This is a genomic window from Paraburkholderia sp. J67 (genome assembly GCF_905220265.1).
Lineage (GTDB): Bacteria > Pseudomonadota > Gammaproteobacteria > Burkholderiales > Burkholderiaceae > Paraburkholderia.
Map to the genome: position 1 here is coordinate 1 of NZ_CAJMZK010000041.1, position 20,584 is coordinate 20,584.

At 65.0% G+C, this 20,584-nt stretch carries 25 protein-coding genes; 14 read left to right on the plus strand and 11 right to left on the minus strand.

From position 1 onward, the window contains the following. The first annotated feature begins 124 nt into the window (after positions 1-124). The 6 genes from nrdR (at position 125) to U5782_RS38625 (ending at position 3,458) form a co-directional block, all read left to right on the plus strand. Positions 125-607 (plus strand): transcriptional regulator NrdR, encoded by a 483-nt coding sequence (gene nrdR, locus U5782_RS38600; RefSeq protein ID WP_322049120.1) that lies wholly within the window; start codon positions 125-127, stop codon positions 605-607. 167 nt (positions 608-774) lie between these two features. After that, positions 775-1,311, plus strand: a complete 537-nt coding sequence (locus U5782_RS38605; RefSeq protein WP_322049121.1) for a GspH/FimT family pseudopilin — start codon at positions 775-777, stop codon at positions 1,309-1,311. Further along, positions 1,308-1,712, plus strand: coding sequence for a hypothetical protein (locus tag U5782_RS38610; protein WP_322049122.1), 405 nt, complete (start codon positions 1,308-1,310; stop codon positions 1,710-1,712). Before U5782_RS38605 ends, U5782_RS38610 begins: the two co-directional genes overlap by 4 nt. Further along, positions 1,709-2,506, plus strand: coding sequence for a PilW family protein (locus tag U5782_RS38615; protein WP_322049123.1), 798 nt, complete (start codon positions 1,709-1,711; stop codon positions 2,504-2,506). Before U5782_RS38610 ends, U5782_RS38615 begins: the two co-directional genes overlap by 4 nt. Beyond that, positions 2,503-3,018, plus strand: a complete 516-nt coding sequence (locus U5782_RS38620; protein WP_322049124.1) for a hypothetical protein — start codon at positions 2,503-2,505, stop codon at positions 3,016-3,018. Before U5782_RS38615 ends, U5782_RS38620 begins: the two co-directional genes overlap by 4 nt. 17 nt (positions 3,019-3,035) lie before the next feature. Continuing rightward, positions 3,036-3,458, plus strand: a complete 423-nt coding sequence (locus U5782_RS38625) for a type IV pilin protein (RefSeq protein ID WP_322049125.1) — start codon at positions 3,036-3,038, stop codon at positions 3,456-3,458. Positions 3,459-3,479: 21 nt separating this feature from the next. Here U5782_RS38625 and U5782_RS38630 read toward each other — a convergent pair whose 3' ends face one another. The 3 genes from U5782_RS38630 to U5782_RS38640 form a co-directional block, all read right to left on the minus strand. Then, entirely contained in the window at positions 3,480-3,968 is a 489-nt protein-coding gene (locus U5782_RS38630) for a DUF3318 domain-containing protein (protein WP_322049126.1), read from the minus strand. A gap of 10 nt (positions 3,969-3,978) precedes the next feature. Then, on the minus strand, positions 3,979-4,365 hold the full coding sequence (locus U5782_RS38635; protein WP_322049127.1) for a phage holin family protein: 387 nt from the start codon (positions 4,363-4,365) through the stop codon (positions 3,979-3,981). A gap of 272 nt (positions 4,366-4,637) precedes the next feature. After that, on the minus strand, positions 4,638-4,940 hold the full coding sequence (locus U5782_RS38640) for a DUF883 family protein (protein ID WP_027817793.1): 303 nt from the start codon (positions 4,938-4,940) through the stop codon (positions 4,638-4,640). 404 nt (positions 4,941-5,344) lie between these two features. Between U5782_RS38640 and U5782_RS38645 the strand changes: the two genes are divergently transcribed. Continuing rightward, on the plus strand, positions 5,345-5,983 hold the full coding sequence (locus U5782_RS38645; protein ID WP_322049128.1) for a peroxiredoxin: 639 nt from the start codon (positions 5,345-5,347) through the stop codon (positions 5,981-5,983). Positions 5,984-6,068: 85 nt separating this feature from the next. On the opposite strand, the gene U5782_RS38650 is transcribed toward U5782_RS38645, so the two are convergent. Next, positions 6,069-7,259 carry an acyl-CoA dehydrogenase gene (locus tag U5782_RS38650; protein WP_322049129.1) on the minus strand — a complete coding sequence of 397 codons (1,191 nt, stop codon included), beginning with the start codon at positions 7,257-7,259 and terminating at the stop codon, positions 6,069-6,071. Positions 7,260-7,386: 127 nt separating this feature from the next. On the opposite strand from U5782_RS38650, the gene U5782_RS38655 reads away from it, so the two are divergent. Beyond that, the gene (locus U5782_RS38655) at positions 7,387-8,187 is read left to right on the plus strand and encodes an IclR family transcriptional regulator (RefSeq protein ID WP_322049130.1); all 801 of its coding nucleotides are present in this window, start codon (positions 7,387-7,389) and stop codon (positions 8,185-8,187) included. Between the two features lie 86 nt (positions 8,188-8,273). On the opposite strand, the gene argF is transcribed toward U5782_RS38655, so the two are convergent. After that, positions 8,274-9,203 (minus strand): ornithine carbamoyltransferase, encoded by a 930-nt coding sequence (gene argF, locus U5782_RS38660; RefSeq protein ID WP_322049131.1) that lies wholly within the window; start codon positions 9,201-9,203, stop codon positions 8,274-8,276. A 461-nt stretch (positions 9,204-9,664) separates the two neighbouring features. On the opposite strand from argF, the gene U5782_RS38665 reads away from it, so the two are divergent. After that, entirely contained in the window at positions 9,665-10,012 is a 348-nt protein-coding gene (locus U5782_RS38665) for a DUF3579 domain-containing protein (protein WP_322049132.1), read from the plus strand. Positions 10,013-10,188: 176 nt separating this feature from the next. Here the strand turns inward: U5782_RS38665 and rpsT are convergent, their stop codons facing one another. Continuing rightward, positions 10,189-10,461 (minus strand): 30S ribosomal protein S20, encoded by a 273-nt coding sequence (gene rpsT / locus U5782_RS38670; protein WP_322049133.1) that lies wholly within the window; start codon positions 10,459-10,461, stop codon positions 10,189-10,191. Positions 10,462-10,966: 505 nt separating this feature from the next. On the opposite strand from rpsT, the gene murJ reads away from it, so the two are divergent. Beyond that, positions 10,967-12,517, plus strand: coding sequence for a murein biosynthesis integral membrane protein MurJ (murJ, locus tag U5782_RS38675; RefSeq protein WP_322049134.1), 1,551 nt, complete (start codon positions 10,967-10,969; stop codon positions 12,515-12,517). A gap of 5 nt (positions 12,518-12,522) precedes the next feature. Continuing rightward, entirely contained in the window at positions 12,523-13,362 is an 840-nt protein-coding gene (locus tag U5782_RS38680) for a SirB1 family protein (RefSeq protein WP_322049185.1), read from the plus strand. Between the two features lie 81 nt (positions 13,363-13,443). On the opposite strand, the gene U5782_RS38685 is transcribed toward U5782_RS38680, so the two are convergent. From U5782_RS38685 to lpxK, 5 genes are all read right to left on the minus strand, one after another. Then, positions 13,444-14,202 carry a 3-hydroxyacyl-CoA dehydrogenase gene (locus tag U5782_RS38685; protein WP_322049135.1) on the minus strand — a complete coding sequence of 253 codons (759 nt, stop codon included), beginning with the start codon at positions 14,200-14,202 and terminating at the stop codon, positions 13,444-13,446. Between the two features lie 195 nt (positions 14,203-14,397). Beyond that, positions 14,398-15,060 carry an adenylate kinase gene (adk, locus tag U5782_RS38690; protein ID WP_322049136.1) on the minus strand — a complete coding sequence of 221 codons (663 nt, stop codon included), beginning with the start codon at positions 15,058-15,060 and terminating at the stop codon, positions 14,398-14,400. A gap of 324 nt (positions 15,061-15,384) precedes the next feature. After that, the gene (gene kdsB / locus U5782_RS38695; protein ID WP_322049137.1) at positions 15,385-16,188 is read right to left on the minus strand and encodes a 3-deoxy-manno-octulosonate cytidylyltransferase; all 804 of its coding nucleotides are present in this window, start codon (positions 16,186-16,188) and stop codon (positions 15,385-15,387) included. 163 nt (positions 16,189-16,351) lie between these two features. Beyond that, positions 16,352-16,555 (minus strand): Trm112 family protein, encoded by a 204-nt coding sequence (locus tag U5782_RS38700; protein WP_322049138.1) that lies wholly within the window; start codon positions 16,553-16,555, stop codon positions 16,352-16,354. Then, positions 16,536-17,594, minus strand: a complete 1,059-nt coding sequence (gene lpxK / locus U5782_RS38705) for a tetraacyldisaccharide 4'-kinase (RefSeq protein WP_322049139.1) — start codon at positions 17,592-17,594, stop codon at positions 16,536-16,538. Before lpxK ends, U5782_RS38700 begins: the two co-directional genes overlap by 20 nt. A 280-nt stretch (positions 17,595-17,874) precedes the next feature. On the opposite strand from lpxK, the gene U5782_RS38710 reads away from it, so the two are divergent. From U5782_RS38710 to sodB, 3 genes are all read left to right on the plus strand, one after another. Continuing rightward, positions 17,875-18,021 carry a hypothetical protein gene (locus U5782_RS38710; protein ID WP_322049140.1) on the plus strand — a complete coding sequence of 49 codons (147 nt, stop codon included), beginning with the start codon at positions 17,875-17,877 and terminating at the stop codon, positions 18,019-18,021. A 145-nt stretch (positions 18,022-18,166) separates the two neighbouring features. Next, positions 18,167-19,537 (plus strand): exodeoxyribonuclease VII large subunit, encoded by a 1,371-nt coding sequence (gene xseA / locus U5782_RS38715; RefSeq protein ID WP_322049141.1) that lies wholly within the window; start codon positions 18,167-18,169, stop codon positions 19,535-19,537. A gap of 421 nt (positions 19,538-19,958) precedes the next feature. Continuing rightward, positions 19,959-20,537 carry a superoxide dismutase [Fe] gene (gene sodB / locus U5782_RS38720; protein ID WP_322049142.1) on the plus strand — a complete coding sequence of 193 codons (579 nt, stop codon included), beginning with the start codon at positions 19,959-19,961 and terminating at the stop codon, positions 20,535-20,537. The last annotated feature ends 47 nt before the right edge of the window (positions 20,538-20,584 follow it).

Consider the following 20,584-nt stretch of genomic DNA (forward strand, 5'->3'; position numbering starts at 1 on the left):
CAACCTGATCGCCGACGTGCTGGAGAGCCCGGAAGACGCAGCCACGATCGAGCGCGTCAAGGCGCAGGTTGCGGAGCTGACCAAGCGCTTCCCGGTTTACCGCTAAGCCACGCGCTGACCCAGCATGCGCTGCCCCTTTTGCCGGCATGAAGACACGCAGGTCGTCGACTCGCGCGTGTCCGAGGATGGCGCCGCGATCCGGCGCCGCCGCCGTTGCCCGGCCTGCGACAAGCGTTTCACGACGTACGAGCGGGTCGAGCTGGCGATGCCGGCCATCGTCAAGAAGGATGGCAGCCGCACGGAATTCGACCGCCGCAAGATCATGGCGAGCATGCAACTGGCGCTGCGCAAGCGGCCCGTTGCTGCCGACGCGATCGACGCGGCGGTCGCCCGTATCGAGTATCAACTGCGCGGCAGCGGCGAGCGCGAAGTGCGCAGCGAACGCCTGGGCGAACTCGTGATGGGCGAACTGCGCGAGCTCGACAAAGTTGCCTTCGTGCGATTTGCGTCCGTGTACCGGCGCTTCGAGGACGTCTCTGAATTCGAGGACGTGATCGAAGAGTTTCGCCGTGCGAGCGGTGCCGCCACCCCGCCTGAAAAGAGCTGAACGCCCGCGCGTTTCTGCCTTCCGCATTTCCCTTCTCCTTGCCGTTGCCCGTGACCTTCGCATTCTCGCGAGAGGATCGTGTGCGCGATAGCTGGCCGTTCGGCTAATTGTTCCCATCCGCTTTCGTCGATAAATTGTTGGCAATCCCTTAACGATCAGGATTGCAGATGAAACAGGCGGGCTTCACCTTGCTGGAAACGATGGCCGTGATCGTCCTGATCGCGATCTGCGCAAGTGCGAGTGCGCCCGCGTTTGTTGCATGGCGTGTGCGCGATCAGGTGGATGCGCGTGCGAATGCGCTGCTCGGCACGCTGTCTTATGCGCGCAGCGAGGCGATCAGGCGCAAGGTGCGCGTGTCCGTGTGTCGGATCGACTTGGCGCGTCATTGCCTCGCGGCGGGCAAGAGCTGCCCCTCAGGGCTTGCCGACTGGTCGTGCGGCTGGGCCGTGATGGCGGAGCGCGCGGGCGCCTCGATGCTGTTGCGCGCGCAACCAGCGCTCGACGAAATCGGCGTGGCGTCGGGCCTCACGGCGCTGACTTTCACGCCCCCGGCGGGGCAGGCCATTGGCAGCCTGCGCAACTTCGAAATCGCACCACGGGCGACAACGGCGTCGACCCGCACCGCGGCGTGGCGGCGCTGCATTCGCGTCGCAGCAGGCGGGCGCGCGCGGATCAGCGATGGCGCATGCGGAGCGACGTCATGAACCGGCGATTGCGTGGCTTGCAGAGAGGATCGGCGTTGCTCGAAGTCGCGCTGGCCATGGCGCTGATGGCGATGTGCGGCTTGGGCCTCTTGAGCGCTCAACTCAGTCTCGCACGGCATGCGTTGGCCAGCGCGACACGCTCGCGCGCGGCGTTCGCCGTGGATGCGCTGGCCGAAGTTGAGCTCGAAAGCAGCACTGCATCGCGCGATCAATGGCGCGTGCGCGCTGCGGCAATCGTGCCGCAAGGGCAGGTGAGCGTATCCAGTTCGTTCATCGCGCTGTCATGGGTTGCTCCGCCGGACGAAGCTGCACCCGTGACACAGCCGCCGGGCTACGGTTGTGACAGCGGGGCAACCGCGCATGAGGGCCGGGCGTGCGTGGCGCTCGCGATCACGCAATGAGACCGCGCTTGCCGTATCCGCGAGCGGGCGCAGGCCATACGCTGCTCGAATTCACCATCGCCGTAGCGCTTGGCCTCGTCGTGATCGCGGGCGCAGTCACCGCGTATCGTTCGCAGCGCCAGGCATTTGCCTATGCGATCGACGCCTCGCGTATTCACGAAGCGGGCGTGAACGCACTGACGCTAATCGGCGAGCAGATCCAGATGGCTGGCTTCATCGCCGCCGACGATCCTTCGACCCTCTCGGGGCCGCCGATCTTTGGCTGCACCGCAGGGCGCCCCACAGGCACCGTTGCGAGCCTGACCTGCGAGGCGCTGTCGAATCGCTCGGACGGCGTCGCGGTGCGTTATCGCGGCGACGCCGATTCGACATGGCTCGCGACCAACGGGCAGGTCACCGACTGCCTGGGCCAGGCCGTCGGCGCGTCACCGGCCGAGGTCCTCAATCGCTTCCACGCGAAGGCGAGCAGTTCGACCGGCGAGCCCGAACTCTATTGCGAAGGCACGGGCAAGCTCGGCACCGCGCAGCCGCTCGTCGAGGGCGTCGAACGTCTGCGTCTGCGCTACTGGACCGTTGGCGCGGCGCAGGCCGTGGATGCCACCGTGTTGTCGCGCGAGCGTTGGGAAGCGGTCGTGGCAGTCGATCTCTGTGTGCTCGTGCGCGGCGCGTCATTCGGCCGCCGCGTGCGCTACGTCGATTGCGACGGCGCTTCGCAAACCGCCAGCGACGGGCGGGTGCGTCAGGCGTTCTGGCGGCATGTAGTCTTGCGCAACGTGCTTGAGGCACAACCATGAGTCGCGCGTCGAACCCAGCGTCGAACCGTGAGCGCGGCGTCGCGTTACCGGTGGTCTTGCTGATCGTCTCGATGATGCTGGTGACGTCCGCAGCGTGGTTCGAGGCGTCGCTTGTCGAGGCTCGGCAGGCCGCCGCTGTGTTCGACCAGTTGCAGTCGTTTCACGCGGCCGACGGCGCGCTAAGGCTCTGCGCCCGCGCGCTGATCGGCGGCGCTGCACCCATGCCTGCGGCGCCTGCACAAGCGGGCGAACCGCAGCAATGGCGGCGTCAGGACACATTCGAAGCGCTCGCAACGATGCCCGCATCGACGTGGCCGGGCTCCGTGCGGCCGCCGCAATGCCTCGTGCAAGCGTGGCGTATCGAAACGCGACCCGCCGTGCGCGCCTTCCTGATCACGGCACGCGGCTTCGGCGCGATGGAGGAGGCGCAAAGCTGGCTGCAGTTGCAGCTTGTGGTCGACGGGATGCGTATCGAGCGTCATTGGCGGCGCATCGTTGCGCGGCCATTTTGATGATGCGGGATAGAGCCATGAGACACCGCGTTCGTGCCTTCACGTTGCTGGAGATGATGATCGCGCTCGCGGCAGCGGCCATCGTCGCGGCATTCGCGCTGCCTGCGTGGCGCGGGCAGATTGCGCGCGGACATCGTATCGACGCCGTCGCGGCGCTTTATCGTGCGGCACAGTATGTCGATGCGCAAGGCGTGTCGGTGACGGCGCTGCCAGCCGGCTTCGACCAGGCGCCGCCGTCCGGCAGCGCGGTGTATCGGCTGACGCTGCTGGCAGGCGACGAGTCGAACGGCGGCTATGCGATCTCGGCTACGCCCGTGGAGACGGGCCCGATGCGCGACGATCCGTGCGGGGCGTTCGTGCTCGATGCGACAGGCGTGCGTAGCAATGACGCCACGGGGACGAGTGTGCCCGCTTCGCGAGACTGCTGGAAAGACCGGTGATGAATGTCCGGCTCAGGCAGTTCAGCCCGTGAGGTCGTCTTCGTCGGACGATGCGCGGCGCGTGCGGGTATCGGCGCTCCCACGCTGACGGCGCATTTGCTGCCAGACGCGCCAGGCTTCCCAGGCGGTGAAGGCGAGGCCGCCCCACTTGACGACGGGTTTGGCCGCCGAGGCAATGCTGTCGCGCAGCGGCTTGGCCAGCACGAGCGAGGCGAGCGAGCTCAAGAGCGGATACTGCTTGAGGAGATTGCCGAGGCCGCCGCCCAGCGCGCCCATCGTGCCCGATGCATTTGCTGCCGCGCGGCCGAAGCCGGGGACGAGAAAGCGCAGCCAGCTGAACTGCGTAACGGTTTCGCGCAGCTCGATGACCGAGGCGGCCAGTTCTGCGCGCTCGACGCTCGCACGCACCAGCAGCAGTTCTTTGCGCAGGGCGCGCATCTGCGGCGTCGAAAGATCGCGGCTGCGCGGCCGCGAGGGGCGGAAGGCTTGATCCGGTCGAAGTTGGCTCATGGCGTCGATGCTAGGGTTTGCGAAGGATTTCGCGGTCCTTCTCGAATTCTTCGAGCGTCGCCTGGAAGACCATCGGCGCGTTGCGCAGTCCGTGCCGTGCCTTCAGCGCGCAGACGAGGGCGGCGAGCGCGTAGACGATCGTGATCCCGGCGAGCGCCTGCCAGCGCCAGGTGTCCCAGAACGCGATTGCGACGAGTGCGGTCAGCGCGATCAGCGCCATCGTCGCCAGCATCATCGCCGCGAGTCCGAGGAAGAGCACGCCCAGCAGGCGCTCCTTTTCTTCGGCGAGTTCGATGCCGATCAGTTCGAGCCGCGTCTGGATGATCGCGAACGCGGAACCGAGGAGACGGCGTAACGGCCCATGTTCGTGTCGCTGCGAGTGGGGGTCTGTCGTCATGGCGAATGCGGGTTGCGCCAACACGCGCGTGGCGTTGGCGGGCGCGCGAAAAGCTGCGCGGGAAAGCGCCCAGAAAAGACAGGCCGGTGCGGTGCACCGGCCTGTTACCCAGGCACTGTGCCGAAGCGGTTCGCGTCGGTGCGCGAATCGTGGCGGCGCGCTTTGGCCGGGGCCAAGGCGCATCGACAAGCCGTACGGCGGGTGTTGCGTGAAGCGTGCACGAAGCGGCGCGTCGACCGTCTCGCGGCTGGCTTCGGCGGGTGACTTGCGGATTACTTGCGGTTGATCAGCAAGCCCACGAGCACGCCGACGCCGGCGGCGATGCCGATCGACGTCCACGGATGTTCGTGTACATAGTCGTCGGTCGCGCGCGCGGCCTTCTTGCCCTTCTCGACGACGACGACCTGAACGTCCGCCGCCTTTTCCTTCGCCTGCTTCAGGCGCGAGAGGGCCGTTTCACGTAGCTCCGAAGCACGTTCGCCGGTGGCGCTCGCCGCTTGCTTGAGCAGGTCCTCTGCATCCGCGAGGACGGTTTTGATATCGGACATCAGCCTCTCCTTATTGACCTCTGACATTGACTGGCTCCCATCGTGTCACATTACGCGTGAATCGTAACAAAGATACGGGCGCTGGCAAGCGTGGCGCGTCGCTTCCGCTTCCCGGACCTTGCCCGATTGACGCACGATTCGTTCCCGCATGTGCGATTTGTCGTGCTGCATCAAGGCTCAAGCAAGCAGCGCGAGCGCTCGCCGGGCGTCTGACGCATGTGTACGAAAAATCGACAGGGACAGACATGGAGTTGATCTGGCACGTAAAGTTTCCGCCTCAGTATTCAAAATTACAAAAACTCATACCAGTGTGACCCGATGTTCGTTCGTGAGCGATGAGCGTGACCTGTATGCTTTCATGTCGCGCGTCACATCAGATCATTACGGGCGGGCCGCATGCGGCCGCCCACTTCGTTCAAAGGAACCGCACCATGAGTCTACGTCTTGGCGATATCGCCCCCGACTTCGAGCAGGAATCGAGCATTGGCCGCATCAAGTTTCACGAATGGCTCGGCAATAGCTGGGGTGTGCTGTTCTCGCATCCGGCCGACTTCACGCCGGTCTGCACGACTGAGCTTGGCCTGACCGCGAAGCTCAAGGACGAGTTCGAGAAGCGCAACGTGAAGACGATTGCGCTGTCGGTGGATAGCGCCGAGTCGCACAACGAGTGGATCAAGGACATCAACGAGACCCAGGCCGCGAGCGTGGGCTTCCCGATCCTCGCGGACGGCGATCGCAAGGTGTCGGCGCTGTACGACATGATCCATCCGAATGCGAGCGAAACGTTCACCGTGCGCTCGCTGTTCGTGATCGACCCGAACAAGAAAGTGCGTCTCACCATCACGTATCCGGCGAGCACGGGCCGCAACTTCGACGAGATCCTGCGCGTGATCGACTCGCTGCAACTGACCGACCACTATCAGGTCGCGACGCCCGGCAACTGGAAGCAGGGCGACGACGTCGTGATCGTGCCGTCGCTCAAGGACGAGGAAGTCATCAAGCAGAAGTTCCCGAAGGGCTACAAGGCGCTGCGTCCGTATCTGCGTCTCACGCCGCAGCCGAACAAGTAAGCATTCGGCCGCCCAAACGAGAAAAGCGCCGCACGTTCGATCGTGCGGCGCTTTTTTACTTGTAGACCAGCGGCGAAGCGAGCGCTTAGAAGAACGCCTGGATGCCCGTCTGCGCGCGGCCGAGGATCAGCGCGTGAATGTCGTGCGTGCCCTCGTAGGTGTTGACCACTTCGAGGTTCACGAGGTGGCGCGCCACGCCGAATTCATCGGAGATGCCGTTGCCGCCCAGCATGTCGCGTGCGAGACGCGCGATGTCGAGCGACTTGCCGCACGAGTTGCGCTTCATGATCGACGTGATCTCGACAGCGGCCGTACCTTCATCCTTCATGCGGCCCAGACGCAGGCAGCCTTGCAGGCCGAGCGTGATTTCCGTTTGCATGTCGGCGAGCTTTTTCTGGATCAGCTGGTTGGCGGCGAGCGGGCGGCCGAACTGCTTGCGATCGAGCACGTACTGGCGCGCCGTGTGCCAGCACGACTCCGCCGCGCCAAGCGCGCCCCAGGCGATGCCGTAACGTGCCGAGTTCAGGCAGGTGAACGGGCCGCGCAGGCCCTTCACGCCCGGCATGATGTTCTCTTCCGGCACGAACACTTCGTCGAGCACGATCTCGCCCGTGATCGACGCGCGCAGACCCACCTTGCCGTGGATCGCCGGCGCCGACAGACCCTTCCAGCCTTTCTCCAGGATGAAGCCGCGGATGTCGTCCTTGCCGTCTTCCTCGAGCTTTGCCCAGACGACGAACACATCGGCGATCGGCGAATTCGTGATCCACATCTTCGCGCCGGAGAGCGAGTAGCCGCCGTTCACCTTCTTTGCGCGCGTGACCATGCTGCCCGGATCGGAGCCATGGTTCGGCTCCGTGAGGCCGAAGCAGCCGATCCACTCGCCGCTGGCGAGCTTCGGCAGGTACTTTTCTTTCTGCGCGTCCGAGCCGAATTCGAAGATCGGCACCATCACGAGCGAGGACTGCACCGACATCATCGAGCGATAGCCCGAGTCGACGCGTTCGACTTCGCGCGCGATCAGACCATAGGCGACGTAGTTGAGACCGGGGCCGCCGTACTGTTCGGGAATCGTCGGGCCGAGCAGGCCGAGTTCGCCCATCTCGCGGAAGATCGAGGCGTCGGTCTTTTCGTGGCGGAACGCTTCCACCACGCGCGGGGCGAGCTTGTCCTGCGCATAGGCGGCAGCGGCGTCGCGCACCATGCGCTCGTCTTCGGTGAGTTGCTGGTCGAGCAACAGCGGGTCTTCCCAATGGAACTGGGCGTGTGCGGCCATGGTGTCTCTCCTGAGTCTCTTAACCTCAAATAGGGCAATTTGCGCTTGACTTCGGTTCCGCTAAGCGGAACAATGTTTTGCAAATTGATCTCAGTGTATCACTAGCCCGCTCATGTCTGCATCCGAAATGAATTCATCTTCCTCGTTCGCGTCGGCGCTCGCTTCCGGGCCGGTCGACGAACGCAAATTCGTCGTCGCACTGGCGCGCGGGCTGGAGTTGTTGCGCGCTTTCCGACCCGGTGAAACGCTGCTCGGCAACCGCGATTTCGTCGAGCGCACCGGGCTGCCGAAGGCGACCGTCAACCGGCTCGCCTACACGCTCACCACGCTCGGCTATCTGCGCTTCGACGAGTCGCTTGGTAAATACGCGCTCGACGCCGGGGTGCTCTCGCTGGGTTTTGCGCTGCTCTCGGGCACGGACACGCTCGAACTCGCGCGCCCGCACCTGCGCGCGTTTGCGCGCGAGGTGGGCGCGGCCGTGTCGCTGGGCTGTCGCGATGGTCTGGACGTGATCTATCTGGAGACGATCCGCAGTGAAACGGCGCTCACGCTGGGCCTGGCTTCCGGCTCGCGGCTGTCGATGCTGACGAGTTCGATGGGGCGCGCGTATCTCGCCGTGCAGCCGCTCGATGTGCGCGCGGCGCTCTTCGCGGAACTGGAAAAGGCGGCCGGCAAGGACGGCCCGGCGCAGGTGGCGGCCGCAAAGCGCGAGATCGAGACCTTCGCGAAGGAGGGCGCGTGCTTTTCGTTTCGCGACTGGCACGAAGACGTCAACGCCGTGGCCGTGCCGTTTCGCGAGCCGCGTGAGCGGCGCTGGATGGTGCTCAGTTGCAGCGGACCGGCATCGTCGATGGGGCCGGACGTGTTCCGCGAACGCGTCGCGCCTTTGCTGAAGTCGCTCGCGCGGCGGCTGGGCGAGACGGTTTGAAGCGCCTGATTGGTCGATAGAAAAAGAAAAAGCCGGGAGACGATCCCGGCTTTTTTATCGGCGCTGCAGTCTGCACGAGGCCTGGCTCAATGATTGAGCTTGCCCAGCAGCAGGAATTCCATCAGCGCCTTCTGGACGTGCAGGCGGTTTTCCGCTTCGTCCCAGACCACGCTTTGCGGGCCGTCGATCACTTCGGCGCTCACTTCCTCGCCGCGGTGGGCGGGCAGGCAGTGCATGAAGAGGGCGTCGGCGTTGGCGCGCGCCATCATGTCGGCGTCCACGCACCAGTCGGCGAAGGCCTTCTTGCGCGCTTCGTTTTCCGCTTCGAAGCCCATGCTGGTCCACACGTCGGTGGTCACGAGATCGGCGCCTGCACAGGCTTCGTTCGGATCTTCGAACACCTCGATGAACGGCTTGCTTTCTTCCGCCACGAGCGCCGGATCGAGCTGATAGCCCGGCGGCGTCGAGATGCGCAGCTTGAAGTCGAGGATCTTCGCCGCTTCGATCCAGGTGTAGAGCATGTTGTTGGCGTCGCCGACCCACGCCACGGTCTTGCCGCGGATCGGGCCGCGAATCTCGTAGTACGTGAAGATGTCGGCCAGCACCTGGCAGGGGTGATACTCGTTGGTCAGACCGTTGATCACCGGCACGCGCGAGCTTTGCGCGAAGCGCTGGATGATGTCCTGGCCGAACGTGCGGATCATGATGATGTCGACCATGCGCGAGATGACCTGCGCGGAGTCTTCGATCGGCTCGCCGCGGCCGAGCTGCGTGTCGCGCGTGTTCATGAACACGGCGTGGCCGCCCAGCTGGAAGATGCCCGCTTCGAACGAGAGGCGCGTGCGCGTCGAGTTCTTCTCGAAGATCATCGCGAGCGTGCGGTCGTGCAGCGGATGGTAGGTCTCGTAGTTCTTGAATTTGCGCTTCAGGATGCGCGCGCGCTCCAGCACATATTCATATTCTTCAAGAGAGAAATCCGAGAACTGCAGGTAATGGCGTATGGTGCGGGAGGTCATGAAGCGAAAACGGCGCCCGATCCGGCCTCGAACTGCAGGATTGAGCCGGCGACGCCGCTGCGGTTGGTGGTAAGTCAATGCAGCATAAAGGATTTTGCGGAATTTGACGAGTCGGCCAAAAGGCGCGGCAGGCAAGGGCGGCGGCCGCCGCGTGAGGGCGCCCACACCTGCCGGACGGTCCCGCAACGGGCCGATCCTATGCCGTCAACTGTCCTGTGTGCGGTGCGTCAAAAGGGCCGCTGCGCTATAATCCGAAAGATTTCTCAGGCACAACGGCGGGCTCGACGCGCAACATGCGAGGCTCGCAAAGCGGCCTGTGCGCTGGCCCGCAGGGCGCCCGCACGCGAAGCCCGGTGCACAATCGCCGCGCGTTTCATGCCCTTGTTTGTTGAGCCGCGAGTTTGCCATAAGCCGAGTCGCACGCCGAGCCGCGCACCGCGCTGTCACACAGGTACTTCTACATGGCCGAAGAAGCCCCAACCGAATACTTCATTCAAGGCATCACCAGCAAAGGGAAGAAGTTTCGTCCGAGCGACTGGTCGGAGCGTCTGGCGGGTGTGATGTCGAGCTTTGGTCCGAAGGCATCGGCGAACGCGCGTGGGCCGAACGCCTATCTGCGGTATTCGCTTTATGTGCGTCCGACGATGATCGGCGACCTCAAGGTCGTGGTGCTCGATTCGCGCCTGAAGGACATCGAGCCGATGGCCTTCAACTTCGTGCTGAACTTCGCCAAGGACAACGATCTCGTCGTGACTGAGGCTTGCGAGCTGCCGCACGATCACGCGACGCAGCAGGGCGGCGCCCGCTAAAGCCAAACGGTGCCCTGACGCGCTGTTGAAGGGCTGCCGCAAGAAAATCACCCGCTCTGGCGGGTTTTTTTACGTCTGAATCGAGTGAGGCCAGAAACAAAAAAACCCGCCGAAGCGGGTTTTTTGTGACGCAGTGTGATCAGGTTGTGCCCGCCGAAGCAGGCGACCCGAATCGATTACTGCGCAGCTTGCATTGCCTTGACGGCAGCTGCCAGGCGGCTCTTATGGCGAGCAGCCTTGTTCTTGTGCACGATCTTCTTGTCGGAGATGATGTCGAGCGTCTTTGCCGAAGCCTTCAGGATTTCAGCAGCAGCAGCCTTGTCGCCTGCGTCGATTGCCTTGCGGACAGCCTTGATAGCCGTACGGAACTTCGAGCGCAGTGCCGAGTTGTGCGAGTTTGCCTTGGTGGCTTGACGTGCACGCTTGCGTGCTTGTGCGGAATTTGCCATTACATATCCTTGAGTTGTCGGAGCGCGAACTGATCGTCGCCCCTTGCCTGGATCTGCGCCCCGGACCCTGGCCCAAAGCGCAAAACGGTATTTGCCGGCTTCGCTTCACACCTGACTACAGTGCCTGGCTGCCGACCGCGCCCCTTGTGCCAAAGCGGGAAGGGCTGTCCGTGCTTCTTGGTGCTTCTTAAAGCTCAGGACATCCAACGCGCTTCCTTTCCAGGACGCATGAATTTCGGGTCCGATTAAGACCGCGAATCGACGATTATAGCAACAAAATCATGGACGTGACAATCGCGCGCATCGCGACACGCCAGGGCATCAGCGCAGAACACGGGGGCAGAACGACTTTTCCGCGACGCGGTCACAATACCGCGCTTCGTTAGCGCCATCCCGCGCATCCGCCCTGCAACGCTATCGGCAGCGCGATGTTTCACGTCGCCATTCGAGTCGCCACGCCGCACATCGGCGATCGGTCGTTTTGCACCCGTATAATAAGCGCCCCATGAATCTATTCCGAGCCCTGCTGACGGTCAGCGGCTTCACGCTGCTGTCGCGCGTGACCGGACTGGCCCGCGAGACACTGATCGCCCGAGCATTCGGCGCGAGCCAGTACACCGACGCCTTTTACGTCGCGTTTCGCATCCCCAACCTGCTGCGCCGCATTTCGGCGGAAGGCGCGTTTTCGCAGGCCTTCGTGCCGATCCTCGCGGAGTTCAAGAACCAGCAAGGCCACGATCCCACGCGTGCGCTCGTCGACGCCACCTCGACCGTGCTTGCCTGGTTCCTCGCGGTCCTGTCGGTGCTGGGCATCGTGGGCGCATCGTTCGTCGTGACCGTGGTCGCGTCGGGCCTGAAGAGCGATGGGCAGGCCTACCAGCTTGCCGTCACGATGACGCGCATCATGTTTCCGTACATCGTGTTCATCTCGCTGACGTCGCTCGCGTCCGGCGTGCTCAACACCTACAAGCAGTTCTCGCTGCCCGCGTTCGCGCCGGTGCTGCTCAACGTATCGTTCATCGTCGCGGCGGTGGCGTTCGCGCCGCGCATGCATCAGCCCGTCTACGCGCTCGCGTGGGCCGTGATCGTCGGCGGTGTGCTCCAGTTCCTCGTGCAGTTGCCGGGCTTGAAGCGCATCGACATGATGCCGCGCATCGGCCTCAACCCGCTCAAGGCGCTCGCGCATCGCGGCGTGAAGCGGGTGCTCGCGAAAATGGTGCCGGCGATGTTCGCGGTCTCGGTCGCGCAGATCAGCCTGATCATCAATACGAATATAGCCTCGCGCCTGGGCGCCGGCGCCGTGTCGTGGATCAACTACGCCGACCGCCTGATGGAGTTCCCCACGGCGCTGCTCGGCGTGGCGCTCGGCACGATCCTGCTGCCGTCGCTCTCGAAGGCGCACGTCGATGCGGATCCGCACGAGTATTCGGCGCTGCTCGACTGGGGCCTGCGCGTGACCTTCCTGCTGGCCGCGCCGTCGGCGGTCGCGCTGTTCTTCTTCGCCGAGCCGCTCACCGCCACGCTGTTCGACTACGGCAAGTTCGACGCGCATTCGGTCGTCATGACGGGCCGCGCGCTCGCGGCGTATGGCGTCGGCCTTGTCGGCCTCATCCTGATCAAGATCCTGGCGCCGGGCTTCTACGCGCGCCAGGATATCAAGACGCCGGTGAAGATCGGCGTGGGCGTGCTCGTCGCCACGCAGATCAGCAACTACATCTTCGTGCCGATCTTCGCGCACGCGGGCCTCACGCTCTCCGTGGGCCTCGGCGCCTGCATGAACGCGCTGCTGCTCTTTATCGGCCTGCGCCGGCGCGGCATCTACATGCCGTCCGCGGGCTGGTCCACGTTCTTCGTGCAGCTGTTCGGGGCATGCCTCGTGCTGGCAGGGGCGATGCACTGGAGCGCCATCAGCTATGACTGGATCGGCTTGCGCCACGAGCCGCTCGCGCGGATCCTGCTGCTCGGGTCCTGCCTCGTGCTGTTCGCGACGCTATATTTCGGTATGCTTTGGCTCATGGGCTTCAAATACGCATACTTCAAGAGGCGCACGAAGTGACGACGATGAACTCGCGGGTGCTGGACTATTTCAGCGCGCTCGTCGCGGAAGACGAGGGCCTGCCGCTCACGGAAGCGGCGCTGGCGATCGCGCAGGATGCCTATCCCGATCTCGATCTGCAAGGCACGCTCGCAGAAATCGACGAGCTCGCGCTGCGCGTGAGCAAGCGCCTGCCCGAGGGCGCCGACGTGCGCCAGCAGATCGCGTTTCTGAACCGCGTGTTCTTTCGTGAAATGGGCTTCGCGGCCAATCTCAACGACTTCTTCGACCCCGACAACAGCCATCTGCACGTCGTGCTGCGCCGCCGGCGCGGCATTCCCATCTCGCTCGCCGTGCTCTATCTGGAGATCGCGGGCCAGCTCGGGCTGCCGGTGCAGGGCGTCTCGTTCCCGGGGCATTTCCTGCTGCGCGTCTCGCTGCCCGACGGCGATGCGATGCTCGACCCGACCACCGGCCGCGCGCTCACCGAAGCCGACATGGTCGAAATGCTCGAACCCTACGTGGCGAACGCGGGCGACTCGGTCGCGCGCGCGCTGCGCATGCTGCTCGAACCGGCCACGCGGCGCGAGATCGTCGCGCGCATGCTGCGCAATCTGAAGTCGGTCTATTTGCAGACCGAGCGCTGGGAGCGCCTGCTCGGCATCCAGCAGCGGCTGGTGATCCTGCTGCCGGGCAATATCGAGGAAGTGCGCGACCGCGGTTTCGCTTACGCGCGGCTCGATTACGTGCGGCCCGCGCTCGAGGATCTGGAGTCGTATCTCGACGAGCGCCCGGACGCCGAAGACGCCACGGTCGTCGAATCGCAGTTGCAGGAGCTGCGTCAGCGCATGCTCGATAACGACTGAATTCCCGCGCTCCAGCAGCGCAAAAAACAAAAAAGCCCGCGACATCCAACGTTCGCGGGCTTTTTTTACGTCTTGCGCGGCTTACTTCGGCTGCATGCGGATCGCGCCATCGAGGCGGATCACTTCGCCGTTGAGCATCGGATTGTCGAAGATCTGCTTGACCAGCATGGCGTACTCGTCGGGTTTGCCCAGACGCGGGGGGAACGGCACCATCGCGCCGAGCGCGTCCTGCACTTCCTGGGGCATACCCAACAGCATCGGCGTTTCGAAGATGCCCGGTGCGATCGTCATCACGCGGATGCCGCTGCGCGACAGATCGCGCGCGATCGGCAGTGTCATGGCGACCACGCCGCCTTTGGAGGCCGCATAGGCCGCCTGGCCGATCTGGCCGTCATAGGCCGCCACCGACGCGGTATTGACGATCACGCCGCGCTCGCCGCCCTCGATGGGCGCGGTCTGCGCGATCGCGGCGGCCGCGAGGCGGATCATGTTGAAGGTGCCGATCAGATTGACCGAGATGGTCTTGCTGAAGGCGTCGAGCGGATGCGGTCCATCCTTGCCGACGGTCTTCACGGCGGGGGCGACGCCCGCGCAGTTCACGAGGCCGCGCAGGGTACCGAGCGCCGTGGCGGCGGCCACGGCCTTTGCGCCGTCGTCTTCGCTGGCGACGTTGCACTTCACGAATACGCCGCCCAGCTCCCTGGCGAGTGCGTGGCCGGTTTCCTCGTTGAGGTCGGCGAGCACGACCTTGCCGCCTTCGGCTGCGATCAGACGTGCGGTAGCGGCACCAAGGCCCGAAGCGCCGCCGGTGATCAGGAATACGTTGTCGCGGATTTGCATCTGTCTTCCTCCTTGCTGCTCGATGAGTATTTTTATAGGCGGGCCAGCCCGCGACTCATCGGCGCGACGCAGCAACGCGATCAGGCGTTAAAGCGAAGCAGAGGAGCAAAAAATGCAGAGGGCCGGCCAATAGCGCTGAAAGGGGAGGCCGGCTTTCAAGCCGGGCCTCGCCCGGCATGGCCGGCTGAAGGTGTCTTACTTGAGGGCGTCGAATGCGCGGTTGCGGATTTCGTCCACGCTGCCCAGACCCGAGATCGCGCGGTACTGCGGCGCTTGCAGGCCGTTTTCTTCACCACGCTTGGCCCAGTCGCTGTAGTAGGCGATGAGCGGCTTGGTTTGTGCGACGTACACGTCGAGACGCTTGCGCACCGTCTCTTCCTTGTCGTCGTCGCGCTGCACGAGTGCTTCGCCCGTCACGTCGTCCTTCATCTCCTCTTTCGGCGGATTGAACTTGACGTGATAGGTGCGGCCCGACGCCGGGTGCATACGGCGACCGCTCATGCGCGTGATGATCTCGTCGAACGGCACGTCGATCTCCAGCACGTAGTCGATCGCCACGCCAGCTTGCTTCATGGCTTCGGCTTGCGGCAGCGTGCGCGGAAAACCGTCGAACAGATAACCGTTCTTGCAGTCGTCTTCCTTCAGACGTTCCTTCACCAGGTTGATGATGAGCTCGTCGGTCACGAGCTCGCCCGCGTCCATGAAGCGCTTCGCCTCGAGGCCGAGCGGCGTGCCTGCCTTGACCGCCGCGCGCAGCATGTCGCCGGTCGAGATCTGCGGAATGCCGAACTTCTCCTTGATGAAGCTTGCCTGGGTTCCCTTGCCCGCGCCGGGGGCGCCCAACAGGATCAAACGCATTTCAACTTTCTCCGATCTGTGTGAATTCTTGCGGCGCGGCGGCTGCCCATCCGTTCAGGACGGCATATGCGGCGTCGTGCGTCTCCTACCCGTTTGCTCGTGCCCGACACGCCTCTCGCATCATCATGTCAGAGGCCGGTGGCGCTGCGCCAGACCCGCGCATACAAACGCGCCGGAAATGAAATCCGGCGCGGCGGGAGGCGAATAGCCTGGAAAGGCTGCGAGCAAAACCGGGCAACGGCGGGGAAACCCCCACGCACAAAGGCTTGGACGGCTCGCGCAAACAATTGATTATGCCACGGGTTTTTTTGCCTACAACCGCTATTAAGGCCGGAATAACGCCTGTACACGTGCGAGGTCCGCGGGCGTGTCGACGCCAGGCGCGGGCGCCTCGTCGGTCACGAGCACCGCGATGCGCTCGCCGTGCCACATCGCGCGCAGTTGTTCGAGCGCTTCGACCTGCTCGATCGGCGATTGCGCGAGCGACGGATAGGCGCGCAGGAATTTGGCCCGGTAGGCATACAGGCCGATATGCCGATAAACCGTCGCCGGGGCAGGCGGGGCGGGCATCGCGCCCAGATCCAGACGTGCCGGCGACCAGTGCGGCTGCCAGGCGTCGCGTGCCCAGGGAATGGGCGCGCGCGAGAAGTAGAGCGCCACGCCGCGCGCATCGAGTACGACCTTCACGACATTGGGGCTGAAGATCTCGTCGGGGGCGGTGATGGGATGGGCGGCGGTGGCGATCGCACACTCGGGGTGCGCGGCCAGGTGCGACGCCACGTCGCAGATCAGGGCCGGGTCGATGAGCGGTTCGTCGCCCTGAACATTGACAACGATCAAATCATCGTTCCAGCCGAAGTGCTCGGCGACTTCCGCTAGGCGATCGGTGCCCGACGGATGATCGGCGCGCGTGAGCACGGCTTCGAAACCGTGCTCGCGCGCGGCATCCAGCACGCTCTGGGCGTCCGAGGCCACCAGCACCTGCTGGGCGCCCGAGGCGCGCGCGCGCTCGGCGACACGCACGACCATCGGCTTGCCGCCGATATCGGCGAGCGGTTTGTTCGGCAGCCGGGTGGACGCGAGACGCGCCGGCACAACGGCGATAAAGGGTTGCACGGGAGCGGTCATGGCCAGTTCGGGCGAGGACGGAAGGGGGGCGCGCCATTTCAGGCGCGCGGAATTTCGATGAGTTTCGACGAGTTTCGCCGATATGGCGAAGCAGGTCCTGCGAGGCATATGAAGAGGCCTTGAGCGGCCCGCGCCATATGCCTCGCGCGGAGCCGAGGCGGACTCAGGCCGCAGCCGGGCCGTTCGGATCGACGGGCGTGCCTTCGACCGTCTGGCGCGCTTCGTCGACGAGCATGACGGGGATGCCGTCGCGGATCGGGTAGGCCAGTTTGTCGGCGTTGCAGATCAGTTCCTGCGCGGCGCGGTCGTAGCTGAGCGGACCTTTGCAGATCGGGCAGACCAAAATTTCAAGCAGACGGGCGTCCACGGAGTTTCTCCACAACCAGGGTAATGAGGCGATGATCGAGCGCGGCTTCCACAGGGACTACCCAGATGCGCGCGTCGTTCCAGGCCCCCAATTTTACTGCATCCTTTTCGGTGACCAGGATGGCGTCGGCAGCGATCTCGCTGAACGGGTTCGACGTGTAGTCGTAGTGATCGGGCAACGGCAGGGTGCGCGGCGCGAGACCGGCCGCGCGCAGCGTGGCAAAAAAACGTTCCGGCGAGCCGATGCCGGCGGCCGCGACGAGGCGCTGGGGCGCCTGAGCGGGGTTGGCGCTATCGGCGGCGCCGAACTGCGCAAGCGGGCGGCGCAGCGCCGGATTCGCCAGATGCCACGCGTCGCCCGGTACGAGTTTGAGCGCGAAGGTGTTCGGCCAGTCGGGCAGCGCGCGATCGAACGGATTGTTCACGAGGGTGGCATCACGACGCCGCGAAAGCGGCTCGCGCAGCGGTCCGGCGGGCAGCAGGAAGCCGTTGCCGCCCAGCCGATGGTCGAACACCACGAGCTCGACATCGCGCGCGAGGCGGTAATGCTGCAAGCCGTCGTCGCTGACGATCACGTCCACATCGCGATGCGCCGCGCACAGCGCCTGCGCCGCCGCGACGCGGTCGGGCGACACCCAGACCGGCACGCCGCTGCGCCGCGCAATCAGCAAGGGCTCGTCGCCGCAGGTGCGCGCAGGCGTGGCGGCCGTGACGGGCGTCGGGCGCTCCACCTTGGCGCCGTAGCCACGCGACACCACGCCGGGCGTATAGCCGGCGGCGCGCAGCGCCTCGACGAGCGCGATTACCGTAGGCGTCTTGCCCGTGCCGCCAACCGTGACATTGCCGACCACCACGATCGGCACGCCCACGCGCACCGATTTGAGCCAGCCCGCCGCGAACGCGGCGCGCCGCGCACCGCTCACGGCGGCGAACACGGCGGCGAGCGGCGTCAGCGCCCACGCGAGCGGGCCGCGCTGCTGCCAGGCGCGCGCGAGACCGCTTTCGGCGCGTGCCTTGAAATCGGCGACGGGGCCGCTCATCGGCGAGCGCGGCGCGCGCGGGTTGCGTCGGACGCGGGCATCGGGCGGTGGGAGGGGACAGGCATCGGAGCGGTTCTCCAGTTGGGTACGGACGGACGGCGCGGGGTGCGAGATCGTGCGCGGAAAATGGCCGTCGTGAACCCGGCACTCTAGCGCGGGTGGCCGAGGGGCGGCAAGTTGCGCGGCCGCAACCGCAGACTAAGCTCTCCCCACACTCGCCATTCCCGCTCGATCCCACCCCCGCTATTCGTCTGAAAATCCACGCCCTGTGGACAACTTTGTGGAGAAGTCGATGCCGGGCCGCCGCAAAGGCCCGATCGTGCGCCTTTCCATCGGTGTGATGCCCCGATTTCGATATAAAAAACGTATTCAAATCAATGGGATGGATGCTCTTTTATCGTTTGCGTCGTTCCTGCTGCAAATATGACAGTTGATGTCGCCGATGTGGAAACTTCACCGTGCTTGCGCACCGGGCGTCGCACTGGGAGCGTTTCCTGCTGGACTCGGGCCCCCTGAACGGTCTATCGTCTGGGCGGGCCGCTTCGTGCCTGCCGCTTATCCACACCGTCCCCATGTTCTCCGATCGCTCTCCCTCCGCGTCCGGCGGCGACGTCGTCGTCCCGGTTTCGGCGCTCAATCGCGCAATTGGCGCGATGCTCGAGCGCAGCTTTCCGCTCGCCTGGATTTCCGGCGAGGTGTCGAATTTCACGCGCGCCGCGAGCGGCCACTGGTACTTCTCGATCAAGGACGCGCAGGCGCAGATTCGCTGCGTGATGTTCCGCGGCCGCGCCCAGTACGCCGAATTCACGCCGCGCGAGGGCGATCGCATCGAGGTGCGCGCGCTCGTGACGATGTACGAGCCGCGCGGCGAGCTTCAACTCAACGTCGAGGCCGTGCGCCGCACGGGGCAGGGGCGCCTCTACGAAGCGTTCCTGCGCCTGAAGGCGCAACTCGAAGCCGAAGGTCTGTTCGACGAGGCGCGCAAGCGCGAGCTGCCCACCCATCCGCGCGCCATCGGCGTGATTACGTCGATGCAGGCCGCGGCGTTGCGCGACGTGCTCACGACGCTGTGCCGCCGCGCGCCGCACGTGCCCGTGATCGTTTATCCGGCGCCGGTGCAGGGCGCGGGCTCGGCGGAAAAGCTCACGGCCATGCTGGAGACCGCCAACGCGCGCAACGAAGTCGACGTGATCGTGTTGTGTCGCGGCGGCGGCTCGATCGAGGATCTCTGGTCGTTCAACGACGAAGCGCTGGCGCGCGCGATCGCGGCGAGCGCGATTCCCGTGGTGAGCGGCGTGGGCCATGAAACCGATTTCACCATCGCCGATTTCGCTGCCGACGTGCGCGCGCCCACGCCCACGGGCGCGGCCGAACTCGTGAGCCCGCAGCGCGTGTTGCTGCTGCGCGAACTGGATCAGCGCCATGCCACGCTTGCGCGCGGTTTCGGCCGTTTGATGGAGCGGCGTGCCCAGCAACTCGACTGGCTTGCGCGGCGTCTCGTGTCGCCGGCCGAGCGCCTCGCGCAGCAGCGCTCGCATCTGCGCCAACTGGCGATCCGGCTCGCGTCGGCGGGTTCGCGCGCGACGGCGCAGGCCCGCGCGAGCTTCAACGTCGTGCAGATGCGCTGGCAGCGCACCCGCCCGGACGCGGCAGCGCAGCGCGCGCAGGTGGAGGCGCTCGGACGGCGTCTCGACGCCGCGTTCGCGCGCGAGCGCGAGCGGACGGCAGCGCGTGTTTCGGAACTCGGCGCACGGCTCGAAGTGCTGAGCCCGCAGCGCACCCTGGAGCGTGGCTACGCGGCGCTCCTCGATGCGCAAAGCGGCGCGGCCGTGCGAGCGCCCGCCGCGCTCAAACCGGGCAAGCGCCTCACGGTGCATCTCGCGCAAGGCACCGCCGATGTCGCGCTCGCCGACGTGCAGCCGCGTCTTTCCGAGGGTTTCTGACGAGGCGATGAATACCGGCCGCGCATGCGTCTTGCGAAATATTGCAACGACCTTGCCATGTTGAAGGGCGATGCTGGCAGCGCATGCAGCGGGCGCGCCGCATGCGCATCACTCGACGCATTGACAGCGTTTGCGTTGCCCGAACATCGCCTTGGGCGAGTGGGGTGGAGCATGTGCTGACGTAGCGGCAGTCGATGCTGCGCGGCCTGCCGTGATCGGGACGTTATTCGCGCGCTCGTGGCAGCCGAAACGGCCACCGAAAGCGCACGAATTGCCCTGAAAGCGGGCTTGAAAGCCTTGTCCAGCCGATGTTCGGCATAATGTCCGCGCGTTTGCGGGGTTATTCCAACTCGCCTACAATCGAGTGCTCCATGCCGGTTATTACGCAGAACTCCCCATAACACGACGAAGGAACCGCATCATGTCATTTACGCTCCCGCCGCTGCCGTTCGCGAAGAACGCCCTCGCTCCGACCATGTCGGAAGAAACGCTCGAGTTCCACTACGGCAAGCACCACCAGGCTTACGTCACGAACCTGAACAACCTGATCCCGGGCACCGAGTTCGAAAACCTCTCGCTCGAAGAGATCGTCAAGAAGTCGTCGGGTGGCGTGTTCAACAACGCAGCCCAGATCTGGAATCACACGTTCTTCTGGAACAGCCTCTCCCCGCAAGGCGGCGGCGCACCGGCAGGCGCGCTGGGCGATGCGATCAACGCAAAGTGGGGTTCCTACGACGCGTTCAAGGAAGCGTTCACGAAGGCTGCAGTCGGCAACTTCGGTTCGGGCTGGACGTGGCTCGTGAAGAAGGCTGACGGCTCGCTCGACATCGTGTCGACCAGCAACGCTGCTACGCCGCTCACGACCGACGCAACCGCGCTGATCACGATCGACGTCTGGGAACACGCTTACTACATCGACTACCGCAACGCTCGTCCGAAGTTCGTCGAAGCGTTCTGGAACATCGTGAACTGGGACTTCGCAGCGAAGAACTTCGCTTAAGCGCAGCCGGTTCGCGCGCCGCGCGCGCATGACGTAGTGCGCGGCGC

What these genes read in the sequence shown, in the direction of transcription:
- xseA (WP_322049141.1), top strand. Translation starts at nt 18,167, where the DNA reads ATGTTCTCCGATCGCTCTCCCTCCGCGTCCGGCGGCGACGTCGTCGTC.
- U5782_RS38630 (WP_322049126.1), bottom strand. Translation starts at nt 3,968, where the DNA reads ATGAGCCAACTTCGACCGGATCAAGCCTTCCGCCCCTCGCGGCCGCGC.
- kdsB (WP_322049137.1), bottom strand. Translation starts at nt 16,188, where the DNA reads ATGACCGCTCCCGTGCAACCCTTTATCGCCGTTGTGCCGGCGCGTCTC.
- argF (WP_322049131.1), bottom strand. Translation starts at nt 9,203, where the DNA reads ATGACCTCCCGCACCATACGCCATTACCTGCAGTTCTCGGATTTCTCT.
- U5782_RS38620 (WP_322049124.1), top strand. Translation starts at nt 2,503, where the DNA reads ATGAGTCGCGCGTCGAACCCAGCGTCGAACCGTGAGCGCGGCGTCGCG.
- adk (WP_322049136.1), bottom strand. Translation starts at nt 15,060, where the DNA reads ATGCGTTTGATCCTGTTGGGCGCCCCCGGCGCGGGCAAGGGAACCCAG.
- sodB (WP_322049142.1), top strand. Translation starts at nt 19,959, where the DNA reads ATGTCATTTACGCTCCCGCCGCTGCCGTTCGCGAAGAACGCCCTCGCT.
- nrdR (WP_322049120.1), top strand. Translation starts at nt 125, where the DNA reads ATGCGCTGCCCCTTTTGCCGGCATGAAGACACGCAGGTCGTCGACTCG.
- U5782_RS38640 (WP_027817793.1), bottom strand. Translation starts at nt 4,940, where the DNA reads ATGTCAGAGGTCAATAAGGAGAGGCTGATGTCCGATATCAAAACCGTC.
- lpxK (WP_322049139.1), bottom strand. Translation starts at nt 17,594, where the DNA reads ATGAGCGGCCCCGTCGCCGATTTCAAGGCACGCGCCGAAAGCGGTCTC.
- U5782_RS38665 (WP_322049132.1), top strand. Translation starts at nt 9,665, where the DNA reads ATGGCCGAAGAAGCCCCAACCGAATACTTCATTCAAGGCATCACCAGC.
- U5782_RS38650 (WP_322049129.1), bottom strand. Translation starts at nt 7,259, where the DNA reads ATGGCCGCACACGCCCAGTTCCATTGGGAAGACCCGCTGTTGCTCGAC.
- U5782_RS38645 (WP_322049128.1), top strand. Translation starts at nt 5,345, where the DNA reads ATGAGTCTACGTCTTGGCGATATCGCCCCCGACTTCGAGCAGGAATCG.
- U5782_RS38655 (WP_322049130.1), top strand. Translation starts at nt 7,387, where the DNA reads ATGAATTCATCTTCCTCGTTCGCGTCGGCGCTCGCTTCCGGGCCGGTC.
- U5782_RS38625 (WP_322049125.1), top strand. Translation starts at nt 3,036, where the DNA reads ATGAGACACCGCGTTCGTGCCTTCACGTTGCTGGAGATGATGATCGCG.
- U5782_RS38610 (WP_322049122.1), top strand. Translation starts at nt 1,308, where the DNA reads ATGAACCGGCGATTGCGTGGCTTGCAGAGAGGATCGGCGTTGCTCGAA.
- U5782_RS38680 (WP_322049185.1), top strand. Translation starts at nt 12,523, where the DNA reads ATGAACTCGCGGGTGCTGGACTATTTCAGCGCGCTCGTCGCGGAAGAC.
- U5782_RS38615 (WP_322049123.1), top strand. Translation starts at nt 1,709, where the DNA reads ATGAGACCGCGCTTGCCGTATCCGCGAGCGGGCGCAGGCCATACGCTG.
- U5782_RS38635 (WP_322049127.1), bottom strand. Translation starts at nt 4,365, where the DNA reads ATGACGACAGACCCCCACTCGCAGCGACACGAACATGGGCCGTTACGC.
- U5782_RS38605 (WP_322049121.1), top strand. Translation starts at nt 775, where the DNA reads ATGAAACAGGCGGGCTTCACCTTGCTGGAAACGATGGCCGTGATCGTC.
- rpsT (WP_322049133.1), bottom strand. Translation starts at nt 10,461, where the DNA reads ATGGCAAATTCCGCACAAGCACGCAAGCGTGCACGTCAAGCCACCAAG.
- murJ (WP_322049134.1), top strand. Translation starts at nt 10,967, where the DNA reads ATGAATCTATTCCGAGCCCTGCTGACGGTCAGCGGCTTCACGCTGCTG.
- U5782_RS38685 (WP_322049135.1), bottom strand. Translation starts at nt 14,202, where the DNA reads ATGCAAATCCGCGACAACGTATTCCTGATCACCGGCGGCGCTTCGGGC.